This window comes from Microcoleus sp. OTE_8_concoct_300 (genome assembly GCF_031383065.1).
In the GTDB taxonomy this organism is placed as follows: domain Bacteria; phylum Cyanobacteriota; class Cyanobacteriia; order Cyanobacteriales; family Microcoleaceae; genus Microcoleus.
This window is the reverse complement of sequence record NZ_JANMZH010000792.1, coordinates 1-15,772: the sequence shown is the minus strand read 5'-3', so window position 1 is coordinate 15,772 and position 15,772 is coordinate 1. Positions and strand designations below refer to the sequence as shown.

Genomic DNA, 15,772 nt, shown 5'->3' with positions numbered 1-15,772 from the left:
GCCAGAAGGGCCAGTGCGATTAAATTCTGAGTTTTATATAGAGCGTTCCCGAATGGAAGCTGACTGTTATCAACAGATTTTAGAGCGGGGGTCAATAATTCACATTAAAGCTCCCAAGTTAATGGGAAAAACTTCTCTATTAATTCGCATCCTCGAACACGCAAAAACGAATGATTATCGATTAGTGCGTTTAGATTTTAGATATGCTCCCACAGAAATTTTTAGTAACCTAAATGAATTTTTCCAATGGTTTTGCTTGAATATCAGCCAAAAGCTCAAACAAGAATCTAATATCGATCAATATTTCCAGGGGCGCGGCGGAATTCTCGTAAATTGCACAAACTACTTTCAAGCTGAAGTTTTAGAAGCTAGTGATTGTCCTTTAGTATTGGCTTTAGAAGAAATAGACTGTATTTTTTCTTATGAGGAAATTGCCCGAAACTTTCTGAAAATGTTACGAATCTGGTTTGAAGAAACTCGGCAAACGAAAATATGGGAAAACTTGCGAATGGTGCTGCTCCATTCTACAAATGTTTACGTGCAATTACCTGTTAATCAATCACCATTTAATGTCGTGCCTGCAGTAGAGTTGACAGAATTTAGCGAGCAAAATATTCTAGATTTAGCCCGTTGCCATCAATTATTTTGGGGAACTGATGAAGTTGTCGAATTGATGGGAATGGTTGGGGGTTATCCTTATCTGGTACGCAAGGCGCTTTATCATGTGAAGGATTCCAATCTATCTTTAGCAGACATTTTGCAAAATGCAGCTACAAATGTGGGAATTTACGGCAAGCATTTGCAGAGTCACTGGGCAAACTTGGAAAATTCTTCTGAGCTCAAAACGGCTCTCCAACAAGTTGTCATTGCACCCACTGCGGTCAAATTAGAACAGGTGCTAGAATTTAAGCTATTGAGTACGGGTTTAGTCAAGCAAAATCAGCATGGTATCACTCCTAGCTGTCGGTTATATCGGGATTATTTTGCAGAAAAATTTCAACATTAGAGTCGGGAGTAAAACCATATTATGGCGGTTTATCAATATAAAGTTGGTGGCTCTTTAGAGTACGAACATCCTACCTATGTTAAGCGTCAGGCCGACAGCGAACTTTATGACAGTTTGATAGCCGGAGAATTTTGTTATGTGTTGAACTCCCGACAAATGGGCAAATCTAGCTTGCTAGTACAAACGATGAAAGGCTTGCGCGAAAAAGCAGGCTTTGAATGTATGGCGATAGATTTAACAGTTCTCGGTAGGGAGAGTTCAGACTGCTGGTATTTTGGGATTATTTCTGAGTTAGTTCGGCGTGGCGCACTCTCAAGAAAGGTGGATGCTGACAATTGGTGGCAGCAACGACAATTGCTGTCGCCATCTCAACGAGTGAGTCAGTTTATAGAAGATATTTTACTAACAGAAATCTCGCAAAATATTGTTATTTTTATTGATGAAATTGATTCGATTTTAAATCTGAGCTGGAAAGATGACTTTTTTCTTTTAATTCGGGATTCTTATAACAAAAGAGCAATGAATTCTGAATATAAGCGCCTTGCTTTTTGTCTTTTGGGAGTTGCGACGCCAGCAGATTTGATTCGCGATAAAGACCGAACACCTTTTAATATTGGCAAAGCTATTGATTTAACAGGGTTTACTTTTGATGAAGCTCGACCTGCTTTAATCCCGGGCTTAATGCTAGAGCGCTCGGAGAAAATATCAGAGAAGATACTAGCTGAGGTTTTTAAGTGGACAAACGGGCAACCTTTTTTGATGCAAAGACTGTGCCGACTGATGGTCTATCAATCGGCCGGTGGGACTTCTGATGTGGAAGATTTAGTGCAAAAGTACGTCATTGATAATTGGGAAGCGAATGACGAACCAGTACATTTAAAGACAATTAGAACCCGCTTGCTGCTTGACTATCAAGACCGCACGGCGCTACTGCTCGGTATTTATCAGCAAATACTGACGGATGCGGAGCAGAAAATCTGTGCTGATAATAGTCTCGATCAAAGAAGGTTACAACTCTCTGGATTGGTCGTCAAACGCAACGGATATCTACAAGTTTATAACCCGATATACGCCGCTATTTTTAACCTCGATTGGGTACAGCAAGAATTAGCAAAACTCCGCCCCTACCAGGAAAACTTCGCCGCTTGGATAGCCTCAAATCGTCAAGATACTTCCCGACTGTTGCGCGGCAAAGCGTTGGATGATGCGTTGAAGTGGAAAGAGGGGAAACGTTTAAGCGATGAGGATGATAAATTTTTAGACGCCTGTCGAGCTGATGAACTGCAAGAACTGAAGAAAAGTAATGAATCATTAAGAGAATTCCGTAAACAATTCAGGAAACTTTTGAAAATCGAAGAAGCTAGACGCAATGCCTTAGAGCTTTTTGAGTCGAATAGAAATCAAATAGAAGCCTTGCGGGTAGCTATCAAAGCAGGAGAAGATTTAAAGAAGTGGATACCAGATAACCCCTCCGTTTCCGAATATCCCTTTATCACTCCTCTGTTAGTTTTGCAGATGATTCTTGCTAAAATCCGCGAACAGTACCAGTTCGTCGGACATAATGACTGGGTAAATAGTGTCTATTTTAGCCCGACTGGAAATGCGATCGCTACTGCCTCACATTACAAAAGCGCGACATTGTGGGACTTGCAAGGCAACAGGTTGGTAACATTGGGACATAATGACTGGGTAACAAGTGTCAGTTTTAGCCCGAATGGAGATGCGATCGCTACTGCCTCATCTGACAAAACGGCCAAATTGTGGGATTTGCAGGGCAACCGCTTGGTAACATTCACCGGACATAAGGGCGGGATAAATAGTGTCATTTTTAGCCCCACAGGAGATGTGATCGCCACTGCTTCACATGACGGCACGGCCAAATTGTGGGATTTGCACGGCAACTGCTTAGTAACATTCACCGGACATAAGCGCAGGATAAATAGTGTCATTTTTAGCCCCACAGGAGATGCGATCGCTACTGCCTCAGATGACAAAACCGCCAAATTGTGGAACTTGCAGGGCAAGCGCTTGGTGACTTTCACCGGACATAATGACTCGGTAACAAGTGTCAGTTTTAGCCCCACAGGAAAGGTAATCGCTACTGCTTCATCTGACAACACCGCGAAATTGTGGGACTTGCATGGCAAGCGTTTGGCGACTTTCAGCGGACATAATAACTCGGTAAGGAGTGTCAGTTTTAGCCCCACAGGAGATGCGATCGTTACTACCTCATCTGACAACACCGCCCAATTGTGGAAGTTGCAGGGCAACTGCTTGGTAACTTTCACCGGACATAATGAATCGGTATGGAGTGTCTGTTTTAGTCCCACAGGAGATGTGATCGCCACTGCCTCAATTGACAAAACTGCGAAATTGTGGGACTTGCAAGGCAACTGCTTGGTAACATTCACCGGACATAATGAATCGGTATGGAGTGTCAGTTTTAGCCCCACAGGAAATGCGATCGCTACTGCCTCCGATGACGCCACCGCGAAATTATGGGACTTGCAGGGCAACTGCTTGGTAACATTCACCGGACATAATGACTGGGTAACAAGTGTCTGTTTTAGTCCGAAGGGAAATGCGATCACGACTGCCTCAGATGACGGCAGGGCCAAATTGTGGGACTTACAGGGCAACTGCTTGGTAACATTCACCGGACACAATGACTGGGTAACAAGTGTCAGTTTTAGCCGGAATGGAGATACGATCGCTACTGCCTCATCTGACAAAACTGCGAAATTGTGGGACTTGCAAGGCAACTGCTTGGTAACATTCACCGGACATAATAACTCGGTAACAAGTGTCTGTTTTAGTCCCACAGGAGATACGATCGCCACTGTCTCCAGAGACAAAACCGCCAAATTGTGGGACTTGCAGGGCAACTGTTTGGTAACATTCACTGGACATAATGACTGGATATGGAGTGTCAGTTTTAGCCCCACAGGAGATACGATCGCCACTGCGTCATCTGACAACACCGCAAAATTGTGGGACTTACAGGGGGATTTACTTGCAGACTTTAGCGGCTATAAGGGCAATTTGCTCAAAGGTGAGGCAGATTTTGTGGAGTTAACAAGTCCGATTTATAGTATTTGTTTTAGTCGGGACGGGAAGTCTTTAATAACTGGTTCGCAGGATGGAAACGTGCGGTTTTGGCCGATCGAAAGTTTGGACGAGTTGTTGGCGAGGGGGAGGGAATGGCTTGGTGAGAAAATTTAACCGCTGATCCACGCGGATGATTTGAATTTAGCAACGATTTTACAATTCTTTTTCACTTGTTCAAACTGCTATTAGCTTTACCCACTTTAGACACCAGAATTATTGAATAATTCGGGTATCTAGCCGACTGCAAGCCGGAAATTTAAAAGTCAAGATTTATTAAGATTTTACCAAAAAGCGATGACAAATCACAAATCATGTATCTAAAATAAGAGACAATTTGACCCGGAAACTGAAGGTAAGAAAATGTCTGAACTTAGACAAAATCTAATTACCAGAGATTGGGTAATCATCGCCACGGAACGGGCGACAAGACCGGATCAATTCGCCAACACAAAAAAGTTGCCAGCAGTAGTGCCACCCCACCGTGCCGATTGCCCGTTTTGCGTGGGAAATGAAGAAGACGGAACCTTAGAAACTTGCCGTTTGGGCGATCGCGCCGGCTGGAAAGTCAGGGCAATTTACAACAAATATCCCGCCCTCTCCCCGACAGCAGAATGGATGAGGATATCATCGGGAATTCACCGCACCATGGCGGGAATCGGCGTTCACGAAGTAATTGTCGAACACCCGCGACACGATTTGACCACAGCTTTGTTGAGCGTTGAAGAAGTTGCCAACATACTTTTAGTATACCGCCAGCGCTATGTAGAAATTAGAAAAAATCCCCACATTGAAACCATTCTTATCTTCAAAAATCACGGGGAAAGTGCCGGAACTTCTCTCGAACACCCCCACTCGCAGTTAGCAGCCACGCCCGTTGTACCAACCCAATTTCGCAGCCGCATCGACGAAGCTATTAGATATTTTGACGACACGGGAGAATGTCTATTTTGCCGGACTTTGGAAGATGAATTAGCGGCGAAAGAAAGAGTCATTTGTGAGAGTGAACATTTTGTCGCTTTTATCCCTTACGCTGCACTTTCACCGTTTCACACTTGGATTTTTCCGCGCCGGCATTCCTCTTCGTTTGATGAAATTACTGATCCGGAACTTACCGATCTTGCTTATACTTTGAAAACTGTACTGGCTCAGCTTTATTACGGATTGAACAATCCCGATTACAACTATAATATTCGATCGGTGCCGATCGCCCTACAGGGAACAAAATACTTTCACTGGTATCTCGCAATTATTCCCAGAGTCACCAAGCAAGCTGGGTTTGAGTTGGGCAGCGGGATGTTTATCAATACTGCTTTGCCCGAAGAAAGTGGAGCTTTTTTGCGATCTATCGAAATTCCTAGCGACACTAATTTCGGGTTGACCTAGAGTATCCTACATCAAAATAGATCAAATTCTTGTGGAAATGCACCCCGGCACTCTCAGTTGCGAGTCAGTGTTGGGGGAGGAAACTGATACCATTTGAGATTTGAGATTAAAGAATTAGGAATGACAGACTGCATAAGGGTTTGGATCAGGCGCCTACAGTTGCATTCTTTGTGGAAACTGGTAAAATTTACCCTCTCAACTTATGAAGGTACAAATACTTATGGATTTTACCAAACTCACAATAAACTTTCGACATACTGCCAGCAGTCGTCGCTAAAAGTAGCTCTCAATATCTCTCTAATTTTAGCATTGAGCGATAATATCCCCTCGCCCGAGTCGCCCGAGTCGCCGCTTTCGCCACTGTCTTCAGACAGATTTTCTTGGAGGTGGGCGAGAGTATCCGCGAAATTAGCCAGAAAATAATGTTCGTGCACCCACGCTGTTGGGTCTGGTATCGCTGCACTACCAAAAGCTCGATCGACTAAATCTTTTTTGGCAACATCGTCAGTCTGGTTTTTCATCTTGAGTTCGATTTATATAGAATTTGTAACAGATCCCCATTCTAAGCTTACTTCTCAACAGGATTGCGATCGAGATCGACCATAGCAGTGACAAATTTGTGTCGTTTGTGCGATCGCGATCCTGATTTTTTTGTCCCTCGCGTGTTATCATACTACCTCAAATTCGGGGGCCAATAATTTTTACCTCCGGCAAAATACACTTGGGCATCATTCCGTGAACTCCTTTTTGGGGATTGTTGACAGCCTGCGTAATCCGAAAACTTACCGCGAGGGAACAAAAAACATAAGCATCTTCTTCTTTGAAATCCGCCCAAGTTTGGAGCCAATAAATCGTCTCTTTTACCGCCATCTCAAACGCTTCATCTAATGTTTTACCAAATCCCATAATCACAATATGAGTGGGCGTTTCAGCAAACGGAGATATCAGAAATAAATCCTTGCGTAAGATTATTTGAATAGTCCCCTTCATCGAAGTTTCCAGGGCAGTACCGTCAACTTCACCGTCTCCTTGTGCCGAATGTCCGTCGCCGATGGACAGTAACCCGCCACGCAGAAAAACAGGTAAAAATAACCGCGTTCCTGGTTGAAGTTCCTGATTGTCCATATTGCCGCCATAGCGCTCTGGAGGAATAGAAGAACGGTTGATTTCTGCATTGGCAACGCCGATAATTCCAAAAAAAGGATGCAGGGGAATCCGAAGGCCACTAGCTGGGGGAAATTCAGCAATTTTTTGCTCTAAATCTAGCGGAATAAACCGCAATTTAGGTTCGGGGAAATACTCAGGCAAAGCTCCCCATCCGGCGCGAATTGCATTAAATCCTACTGGTAAACTCGGGTAAACATCCTCAATGTAAATTTCTAAAACGTCTCCCGGTTCGGCATTGTTAACATAAATCGGGCCTGTCAGCAAGTGGGGCCCCGGGCCAACTTTGCGGTTGGCAGGCAAATTCTGACAAATATCTAAAAATTCGGGGGTGAGAAATTCGCGCGGCGCTTTGTCAGCAACATAATATCCTGAATAGGTTTCGATATCGATGCGATCGCCAGAATCCACGCTTAAAGCAGGTTCGAGCTTCGGAGAAAAACCGCCCAAGTGTACGGTTTTGCAGTTAGCTTTGAGAAGGTGGCGGGTCATGGGATTTGAGATTTTAGATTGAAGGAAGGGTGTTAAGAATGTTATATCGCAAGTCTCAATCATTTTTGAGAAAGATTTTTTAAAATAATTAACCGCAGAGGGCGCAGAGGGCGCAGAGAAAGAGAATGGAGAGATAAGAAGATGTGAAAAAATGCTTGAGGTTTGTTATACAGCAGATTCCACATCTATGAAGTATAACCGCCTATTAATCCCCCTAGGGAGACTGCAAGAGCTCATTGGTGACCACTTAAGACTGAAACCCCTGATAAATCTCGCTTTTAACTCAGTCTAGATCCCCCTAAATCCCCCGCCGGAGGGCGGCTTTGAGAAGAATCTTGTCCCACCCCTACTCCCCTTATTAAGGGGGGCCCCAGAGGGATCGAATCCTAATCGTCAAACAGCAGACCCCTACTACATTTGACGTTAAGTTGACACGAAGAAGGGCTGAGCCTAAGTCCCTACTACACTTTATAAACCTGGAATACGCTGTATGTGAGATATTTTACTAATTTCTTAACTTTTTGATAACGTCGGTAGTTTAAAATTCAAAGTCTAGAATCTAAAATTGATCGCTGTTTTTCCTTCTGACTAATGACTAATGACTAATGACTAATGACTAATGACTAATGACTGTTGACTAATTCTGTTGCCGGGGGCAGGTTTATATGTATTTGGGTTTGCCGTTCTATGAAAGCTGGTGAAACCCGCCCCTACAGACTAATGACTTCTTCCTTATGTTGAAATTATTGCCCGAAAAATTAGAATATCCTAGAGATTTGCGTGGCAAGCCCTGGTTTTTTGCCGTCCTCTTTCTGATTGTCCTCTTGCTAGGTTTCATTATGCCATCTTACGTCAACGAACCTCAACTTTTAACCGATCCGTTTCTGCAATTTCCAACAGCAAACTCGGTGCGAGTTGTCTGGTTTACAGAGTTTGCAGGTACTCGCAACACGGTTGCTTACGGCGAAAATCTGAAGGAAATTTCGGCTGCAAATACTACGAAGCTAAGCCGCACTCGCGAAGACAAAGACTCGCGCATTTCCGATGAAATCAAACAAAGCATAATTGACAGCAATCCAATTGTCCGCGACATCTGGCGCCACGAAGCAGAAGTCCCCAATTTAATGCCCGGTGTTCGCATTCCTTATCGAGTCACGAGCGAAAGGAAAGATGGCGCATCTGTCAGCAGCAAAATATTCACTCTTTCTCCTACACCAGCAGCAGGAAGTGCCCTCAAAATTCTTCTCACTTCCGACCATCAATTGATGCCTATGACAGCAGCAAATCTCCAAAAAGTAGCCGAAAGAATTGGGAGAGTTGACGCGGTTTTTATGGCAGGGGATTTAATTAATATACCCGATCGCGCTTCTGAATGGTTTGACGAAAATTGCGGCCGCGCCTTCTTTCCCGCTTTGCAAGGTCGCGCATTTTCCGAACTGGACAAAAACGGCATCAAAACCGTTTACAGCGGCGGCGAACTGATCCAACACGCGCCTTTATTCCCCGCCATTGGGAACCATGAAATTATGGGTCGCTTTGCAACCAACAGCACACTCGGTGACCAATTTAATGATCCTTTTCCCCGCGCCGCAGCCGAGAAAATATACGCTCAACGTGCTGCCTCTTTGAATCCCAATAATGACCCTTCAGTGCGGGAAATTTGGCTGAAAAACAATACTTTTAATAGCGATACCTATGACGAAGTTTTCAAGTTACCGGGAGGAAAAAAATACTATGCTGTGACTTTTGGGGACGTGCGGTTAGTAACTTTGTATGTTACGAATATCTGGCGGACTCCGAATTTAGATCCGCGTGCCAGAGGCAGGTATCGCGAACGGGACGAAGATTTTAATAATCCCGAAAAATGGGGCTACGGACAGCATATTTTTGAGCCGATTGTCAAGGGCAGCGCTCAATATACTTGGCTGCAACAAGAGTTAAAGAGTTCGGAATTCCAGCAGGCAAAATATAAAATTGTGATGTTTCACCACCCGCCGCATTCTCTGGGTGACAATATTGTACCTGCTTATACTGATCCAGTGCAAATAGTCGATCGCACTCTCGATGGCGAGATTAAAATGGTGCGTTACGAGTATCCGAAACAGCAAGATTATCTGATTAGGGATGTAGTGCCGCTACTAGAAACAGCGGGGGTGCAGTTGGTATTTTACGGACATTCGCACTTGTGGAATCGGTTTGTAAGTTCCAGCGGAATGCACTTTTTGGAGACTTCTAATGTGGGCAACAGTTACGGTGCTTTTGCGGGGGAAAAGCGCCGATTTGTGCCGCCGGGATATCGGGAAGATTACAGCGCTATTGGAGATCCGAACGGATTGGAACCTGTGGTGCCGACTGTTGCGCCTTTGTTGGGAGAAGACGGGCGGCCGCTGCCGTATATTGAGAGCAACGATATTACGGCTTTTACTATTTTTGATACGGGGGAGGGTACGGTTAGCAGCTACTATTTTGATACGCGGAAACCCGAATCGGAAGTGGTGAAGTTTGATGAGTTTAAGTGCGAAAGGTAAGGGCACGGTATTGCCGTGTCCCTACAGATATCTGAGTCAACTGAGATGTTGCACTATTCTCAATTAGCTGTTTGGGAACGGGCTCTTCGGCCCGTTCCACAAGAAAAAAATTCATTCTTTGTGAAACAGGCATCTTGCCTGTTCTTGAGAAGGGTGCAAGATGTAAGATTAAACTGAGATGTTGCACTATTCTCAATTACCTGTTTAGCAACGGGCATCTTGCCCGTTCCACAATAACATTGAGTTTTGTGGAACAGGCATCTTGCCTGTTCTTAACAATGGTGCAAGATGTAAGATTAAACCTTGTCTTTCGCAGGCGGTACAAGACCAGTTTTATTCAAACCGGCATCAATCTGCCTGAGCAATTTAAAATCGTCTTCGGGTAAGGAATTAACAGGCGAGTGTTTTTCCAGAAATGAGAATGCTTGCCGAAATTCACGCGGCCGGGAGTCGATCGCACTATCGAAGTGACAAGGTACAATCCTTTGAAAGTCCCAACTCGCCACTTTATCCACCCAATCGAGAGTTTCCCTCGGGGCGCGGTTGAGAATCAATGTCTGCAAAATCGGCGCGACAAACAACCGCCCTCCTCCCCGCAAAGCCTCAAACGATCGCTCCCAATCTATTTTCCAATTGAACGGATACAACCCGAAATAAGCTTTTCTAGAGCGTTCTGGCGCTTTGCGTGCGTTGGCTAACACCTCCGACCACGGCGGCACTTCCAGCACGCTGGGGCTAAAATACATGGCAAATAAGGCGATTCTCTGCCACCCTTTGCGCCGATTTTCGTGGGTGTCTGCCACCATGTCCGAGGCGCTGTCTTTGGCGTGAAACAGCAGGGGGTAAGAGTCGAGTTGGACGATCGCGGGCGGGTTTTCGGGAATCGAAACTATGGAATCTGTTAACATCAGCGTGCGCGATCGCCTGTGAAATAAGGCAACTTCAGCAAATTTGCCCAAACCAAGGTCGAGGGGGCCGAGAATTGCCCAGTCAAATTGAGCGGCTAAGGGGGTGTTGCTGCTGTCAAAGGGCAGTACAGAGGTGCGTTTTGCGGGCAAACCCAGCCAACTCAGCGGCAAATTCACCGGGAAACTCCACTGCTGCGGGGCGACAAACACCTGCGCTTGAGGAAAACACCTCGCAAAGGGGCCGACAAAAACTTTGTGTTCGATGCCGGAAACCGTTGTCAGCAGGATGTACTTCACCTCGCCGTGCTCTGCTACTAACTCTTTTACCAAGCGGATGCACTCAGGAGTCGGTGCAACGGGGGCGTAGACGAGAAGGCCTTCGGGTTCTAGTTTAATTACAGTCATCCGAATCGGGACGACTACGTAGAAAATGCCTTGTAGCTGGTCAAAAGTCCAGATTGTGTCCTTGACTATTTCCTTGCGGATGGTGCGCCGCTTGCTGTAGGGATAGAGGGGGACAACTGGCCAAAAGGCCCAAGAATAGTCCCGAGAATCAATCTGTGCTGATGTTGGTATGCCTTCGCCCTCTGCCACTGCGCGACTCCTTGCCGATTTTTTTGTACGTGGGTGCGATCGAACTGTTTTTATCTTATTTCAATCTTGTTGCGCGGATTCGAGGAGTTGAAAGGCTGCCGCTTGGTGGGCGGCATGGCTGGATTTTGGCTTTTCGTCTCGTGTCCTATACATTGTTTCAGTTCTGTTGCCGAGATTCTATTTGTTGAAAGCTGAGTTGATACTCTTCAATCAAGGATTTTGCGTTGTTTCAGTCCCGTTGCCGGGATTCTATTTGTTGAAAGTCTCGACTGATGGACAAGGTTGAGTATGAGGGATTGAGTTTCAGTCCCGTTGCCGGGATTCTATTTGTTGAAAGCTGCAAACTTAGCTTTATAGGCGTCCCAGGAGAAGTTTCAGTCCCGTTGCCGGGATTCTATTTGTTGAAAGTTGACTGGATATTTAGGAGTGGTGCAAAGATAGGATTTGCAGTTTCAGTCCCGTTGCCGGGATTCTATTTGTTGAAAGCAAGAAGCAATTGGTATAGAGCGTTACAAACAACTGTTTCAGTCCCGTTGCCGGGATTCTATTTGTTGAAAGATATCGAGCTTTTGCCCGTTTGCTTGGTGTAACTCATCCGTTTCAGTCCCGTTGCCGGGATTCTATTTGTTGTAAATAGCGGAGCAAATAGAGGCGATTGCTGTTGAATGTTTCAGTCCCGTTGCCGGGATTCTATTTGTTGAAAGCCTATTCGTTTGGCAGATTCTTCATTCAGAATCTTGTTTCAGTCCCGTTGCCGGGATTCTATTTGTTGAAAGATCCACTGGCTTGATGTTAAGTGCATTGAGTCGATCAGTTTCAGTCCCGTTGCCGGGATTCTATTTGTTGAAAGGACCGGAATGGAACTCGGAATCACCCCGATCGCAAGCATGTTTCAGTCCCGTTGCCGGGATTCTATTTGTTGAAAGACCGATCGCCCAAACCCAATCAGAGAGAGGATTCTGCCAAGGGTTTTCGTCCACCTCATTTTCACCTTCCTTACAGCCCCGCTTATTGCAACCAGTTCGCAAGTGCGCGGACATCCCAAATTAAACTATAAAAATTTCAAGGTTCTGGCGTTTTTGTCAACCCCCGCAAGTTTTGGATTCACTTCGGTTCACGAAAATTATCATAAGCCGATCGCCCTTCCCTGTCAAGAGTGCTCCCAGCAAAAAAACCCGATTTCCCAGCAACCGGGTTGATTGATTGTGGATCCGCACAGCAAAACTACAGCCACCTATCCTTAAATAGCCTTAAAAGACGATCGCCCTTTCCTCTCTAGGTTGCTGGGAACCCTAAGTAATCGTCCGCTTCACGCCTGCCCGCACCCAAAACATAAATACGCACCGAATCCTCCACAGGCTTAATCAACTTTTCAACCTGCTGCTGAAGCTTCACAAATTGCACCCCCGTCAAAAAACACTCAAAAACACTGTACTGCGTCCACTTTCCGTATCCAGACAGCAACTTGTGCAGCCGCGTCCGCCGTTTGTTCGCACCTTCGGAATCCGGCAAATAGTAAATCACCAAATAAACAACTAACTGTTGAATATTGACAGTTGACCGTGAGTGTCAACTCAACCCTAAAACCCTGTATATTTTTACTTAAAAACCGAGTATAGATGCCCCTAATTTTCCCTTTTTAAAGGGTACTTTGAACGCTAAACAGTAAACTGATATAGCGCCTATAAATCATTTACCTTAATCTCACCTGTCCCATGCCCATTCCTACCTTTCTCCCCACACCAGAAAACGCTGCAAAACGAGCAAGAACCGCAGCAATTTTTGCCTGTTCGGCATCCGCAAATTGATATCTCGCCCATCCAGTCGTCCCAATTTCTGCTCCCGCTTTCATTTTCAAAGCGCGAGTTTTGAGCTCGTAAGCAGCAGTGACACCAGTCCACTCAACCGCCGGAAATTGCAGCGCTGTGGGAGCAAAAATATTCCAGCGGCGCAGCAAACTTCCAAATACTAATTCCGGCAAAGGGAAAGGCTGACATGACTGAAGTTGCTTGAAACTTGTCGGCGACAGAAACTCTAGTTCGATCGACCTTTGGGCCGGCGACTCTGCTAAAATCTCATAACTGCTAGCTTCCACAACTTCCACCGCTTCCCCCAAACGGCAAGGAATCCCCGTCAAAGCAATGTCTGCGCCGATATCTTGACTCAATCCCCACAGGAAAGGAGCCACCAATTCCGGCCGCAGGAATCCGAATTTGAGATATTTTTGCTGCGGAGATTTTCCCGGTTTCAAAACTAAAGCACCGGGAAAATTCTCCTGTTGGTGCACATCTTGAGCTAGTTCGGCATTTCCACATCCTATCCAGTGGAAAAATTGAGCGTGAACCGCCCTTCCCAAAGTGTGCGGAAGCTCATCGGTTGCCCGCAGCGGAATTTGGAGAACGTGCAGGGATGAAGAATCGACTTCAACTCCCGTAACTTCACAGATTTTTCCTTGCCATTCCACTGTTTTATGCTTGCTGATTTCCCAGCAAATAGCCTGCATTAGTTCTGTATAAAACTCTGGCTGCTGCAAAACCGCCCTTACTTTTAAAACGCCTCCTCTCGGAACCACAGGAACCCAAACTAACGGACGTTCAAAAGCAGGCAGCAACTCGCTTAATGGAACCGAACGAGTTGAGGTAGCTGCAGGTTTTAATACTAAACTCAATCCGGCAAATTCTTGTTCAGAGTCTTTCGTAAAAGTCATAGCGCGCGCTGGTAGCTGTTAGTTTTAGGGGCAGAAATCCGGTAACAATTGTGCGGTATTTGTCAAGTGTTGCTCTTTCCGAAGAAAAGGGATTGATTTTGCTTTATAAGGTGTTTTTGCCTAAATCGTCGATCGCCCCGACGGTGAAACTAAGGCTCAAATTCCGCTACCACAGGGGTTCGGGAGTGATTTGAGTTCGATCGGGCAAATACTGAAAAAAGCAGCCCCGCTTGCCAAAATAGTTGATTATAGCGAACAATTTTGCCAATTCGGGCGATCGATAATTTGCTCCACAGTGAATTTCCAAATCGCCCTCCCAATAAATCCATTCGCGAAACACAAAAGAGAAAAGGGGCGAGCTCCGTTTCAGTTTTTCCCGAACCCGTGGGCGCCCTCAGCAGGACATCTTGGCGGTTGAGAATTTTGTGGATTGTTTCTGTTTGGAATTGTCGGGGTTGAAATCCCGTCAGCGCGCGAAAGTATTCGTTGATGTCGGTATCTGTATACAATGTATTCACGGGTGAAAATCCAGTTTGTGCGATGGCGTACAGAAGCTGATATAATTCTAAGCCGGCGAGAAGTTCTTAGCTTCCCCTCAAAAATCTACCATCAAAACTCCAAAATCGATATGACTCAAAACTACCGCATCACTCTTTTACCAGGAGACGGAATCGGCCCTGAAATTATCGCTGTGGCGGTAGATGTCCTGAAACTTGTCGCCAAACAATTGGACATCGGCTTTGAATTTCAAGAAGCTTTAATGGGCGGCGCTGCTATAGATGCAACAGGCAATCCGCTACCCGAAGAAACACTGGAAAAATGCCGCAACAGCGATGCCGTATTGTTAGCAGCCATTGGCGGTTACAAGTGGGATAATTTGCCCCGCGAACAGCGCCCGGAAACTGGATTATTAGGACTGCGCGCCGGATTGGGATTGTTTGCAAATTTGCGGCCTGCGACTATTTTACCGCAATTGGTTGATGCTTCTAGTTTGAAACGGGAAGTTGTCGAAGGCGTGGATATTATGGTAATCCGCGAACTCACAGGCGGCATTTACTTCGGCAAACCGAAAGGCATTTTTGAGACGGAAACCGGCGAAAAACGCGGCGTCAATACGATGGCTTACACCGACTCGGAAATTGACAGAATCGGGCGAGTGGCTTTTGAGACAGCTTCTAAGCGGGGGAAAAGGCTGTGTTCCGTTGATAAAGCCAATGTGTTGGACGTTTCGCAACTGTGGCGCGATCGTATTATTGCCCTTTCTTCAGAATACCCTGATATCGAACTTTCTCACCTCTACGTTGACAACGCAGCCATGCAGTTAATTCGCTGGCCGAAACAGTTCGATACTATTGTCACCGGCAATTTATTCGGCGACATTCTTTCCGATGCTGCGGCGATGCTAACTGGTAGTATTGGAATGCTGCCTTCTGCTAGTTTGGGAGCAACCGGGCCGGGAGTTTTTGAACCCGTGCACGGTTCCGCACCCGACATCGCCGGACAAGATAAAGCAAATCCCATCGCCCAAGTTTTGAGTGCGGCCATGATGCTGCGCTACGGGTTAAATCAGCCGGAAGCTGCTAATAAAATCGAGCAAGCAGTTGTCGAAGTTTTGGATCGAGGTTATCGCACTGGTGATATCATGTCAGAAGGCATGAAACTCGTCGGCTGTCGGGCAATGGGCGATGCTTTAATTGAAGTTCTGCAAGGTTGATATATTTACCTTTACTCGTTCCCAGGCTCTGCCTGGTAACGCATTTCAGGAGGCTCAGCCTCCATTAAAACAAGGCAAACGAGACAGAAATTTGGAGGCTGAGCCTCCGGATATTAATTACCAGGCAGAGCCTGGTAACTAGAAATTTTAATTGAAGTTTTGCAAGGT

General features: G+C 45.7%; 11 protein-coding genes and 1 CRISPR repeat array. Of the genes, 5 read left to right on the top strand and 6 right to left on the bottom strand.

Translation table 11 applies throughout. The features are described from left to right. The 3 genes from ACUVJL_RS35375 to galT all read left to right on the top strand — a co-directional run. The coding region (locus ACUVJL_RS35375) for an AAA-like domain-containing protein (protein WP_445250088.1) at window positions 1–1,006 on the top strand (1,006 nt) is incomplete at its 5' end. Between the two features lie 21 nt (window positions 1,007–1,027). After that, window positions 1,028–4,228: an AAA-like domain-containing protein gene (locus ACUVJL_RS35370; protein ID WP_445250087.1), complete on the top strand. Its 3,201-nt coding sequence runs from the start codon at window positions 1,028–1,030 to the stop codon at window positions 4,226–4,228. A 246-nt stretch (window positions 4,229–4,474) separates the two neighbouring features. After that, on the top strand, window positions 4,475–5,497 hold the full coding sequence (gene galT / locus ACUVJL_RS35365) for a galactose-1-phosphate uridylyltransferase (RefSeq protein ID WP_445250086.1): 1,023 nt from the start codon (window positions 4,475–4,477) through the stop codon (window positions 5,495–5,497). A gap of 236 nt (window positions 5,498–5,733) precedes the next feature. Here galT and ACUVJL_RS35360 read toward each other — a convergent pair whose 3' ends face one another. Then, a complete protein-coding gene (locus ACUVJL_RS35360; protein WP_445250085.1) occupies window positions 5,734–6,018 on the bottom strand; it encodes a hypothetical protein in 285 nt (94 codons plus the stop codon). A gap of 157 nt (window positions 6,019–6,175) precedes the next feature. Continuing rightward, window positions 6,176–7,153 (bottom strand): acetamidase/formamidase family protein, encoded by a 978-nt coding sequence (locus ACUVJL_RS35355; protein WP_445250084.1) that lies wholly within the window; start codon window positions 7,151–7,153, stop codon window positions 6,176–6,178. Window positions 7,154–7,887: 734 nt separating this feature from the next. Between ACUVJL_RS35355 and ACUVJL_RS35350 the strand changes: the two genes are divergently transcribed. After that, complete coding sequence (locus ACUVJL_RS35350) at window positions 7,888–9,681, top strand: metallophosphoesterase family protein (RefSeq protein ID WP_445250083.1); 1,794 nt, start codon at window positions 7,888–7,890, stop codon at window positions 9,679–9,681. Between the two features lie 296 nt (window positions 9,682–9,977). On the opposite strand, the gene ACUVJL_RS35345 is transcribed toward ACUVJL_RS35350, so the two are convergent. The 4 genes from ACUVJL_RS35345 to ACUVJL_RS35330 form a co-directional block, all read right to left on the bottom strand. Next, a complete protein-coding gene (locus tag ACUVJL_RS35345) occupies window positions 9,978–11,183 on the bottom strand; it encodes a DUF4336 domain-containing protein (protein WP_445250082.1) in 1,206 nt (401 codons plus the stop codon). A 154-nt stretch (window positions 11,184–11,337) separates the two neighbouring features. Further along, a CRISPR array of direct repeats spans window positions 11,338–12,109; the repeat unit is 37 nt; unit sequence GTTTCAGTCCCGTTGCCGGGATTCTATTTGTTGAAAG. Window positions 12,110–12,458: 349 nt separating this feature from the next. Beyond that, a complete protein-coding gene (gene cas2 / locus ACUVJL_RS35340; protein WP_445250089.1) occupies window positions 12,459–12,707 on the bottom strand; it encodes a CRISPR-associated endonuclease Cas2 in 249 nt (82 codons plus the stop codon). Between the two features lie 169 nt (window positions 12,708–12,876). Next, a complete protein-coding gene (gene cas6, locus ACUVJL_RS35335; RefSeq protein WP_445250081.1) occupies window positions 12,877–13,890 on the bottom strand; it encodes a CRISPR system precrRNA processing endoribonuclease RAMP protein Cas6 in 1,014 nt (337 codons plus the stop codon). A gap of 149 nt (window positions 13,891–14,039) precedes the next feature. Continuing rightward, window positions 14,040–14,408 carry a DEAD/DEAH box helicase gene (locus tag ACUVJL_RS35330; protein ID WP_445250080.1) on the bottom strand — a complete coding sequence of 123 codons (369 nt, stop codon included), beginning with the start codon at window positions 14,406–14,408 and terminating at the stop codon, window positions 14,040–14,042. Window positions 14,409–14,518: 110 nt separating this feature from the next. Between ACUVJL_RS35330 and leuB the strand changes: the two genes are divergently transcribed. Then, the gene (gene leuB / locus ACUVJL_RS35325; RefSeq protein ID WP_445250079.1) at window positions 14,519–15,604 is read left to right on the top strand and encodes a 3-isopropylmalate dehydrogenase; all 1,086 of its coding nucleotides are present in this window, start codon (window positions 14,519–14,521) and stop codon (window positions 15,602–15,604) included. Window positions 15,605–15,772: the final 168 nt, after the last annotated feature.

Bases quoted from the DNA above. Each gene is read 5' to 3' on its own strand.
- ACUVJL_RS35370 (WP_445250087.1), top strand. From the start codon at position 1,028: ATGGCGGTTTATCAATATAAAGTTGGTGGCTCTTTAGAGTACGAACAT.
- galT (WP_445250086.1), top strand. From the start codon at position 4,475: ATGTCTGAACTTAGACAAAATCTAATTACCAGAGATTGGGTAATCATC.
- ACUVJL_RS35360 (WP_445250085.1), bottom strand. From the start codon at position 6,018: ATGAAAAACCAGACTGACGATGTTGCCAAAAAAGATTTAGTCGATCGA.
- ACUVJL_RS35355 (WP_445250084.1), bottom strand. From the start codon at position 7,153: ATGACCCGCCACCTTCTCAAAGCTAACTGCAAAACCGTACACTTGGGC.
- ACUVJL_RS35350 (WP_445250083.1), top strand. From the start codon at position 7,888: ATGTTGAAATTATTGCCCGAAAAATTAGAATATCCTAGAGATTTGCGT.
- cas6 (WP_445250081.1), bottom strand. From the start codon at position 13,890: ATGACTTTTACGAAAGACTCTGAACAAGAATTTGCCGGATTGAGTTTA.
- leuB (WP_445250079.1), top strand. From the start codon at position 14,519: ATGACTCAAAACTACCGCATCACTCTTTTACCAGGAGACGGAATCGGC.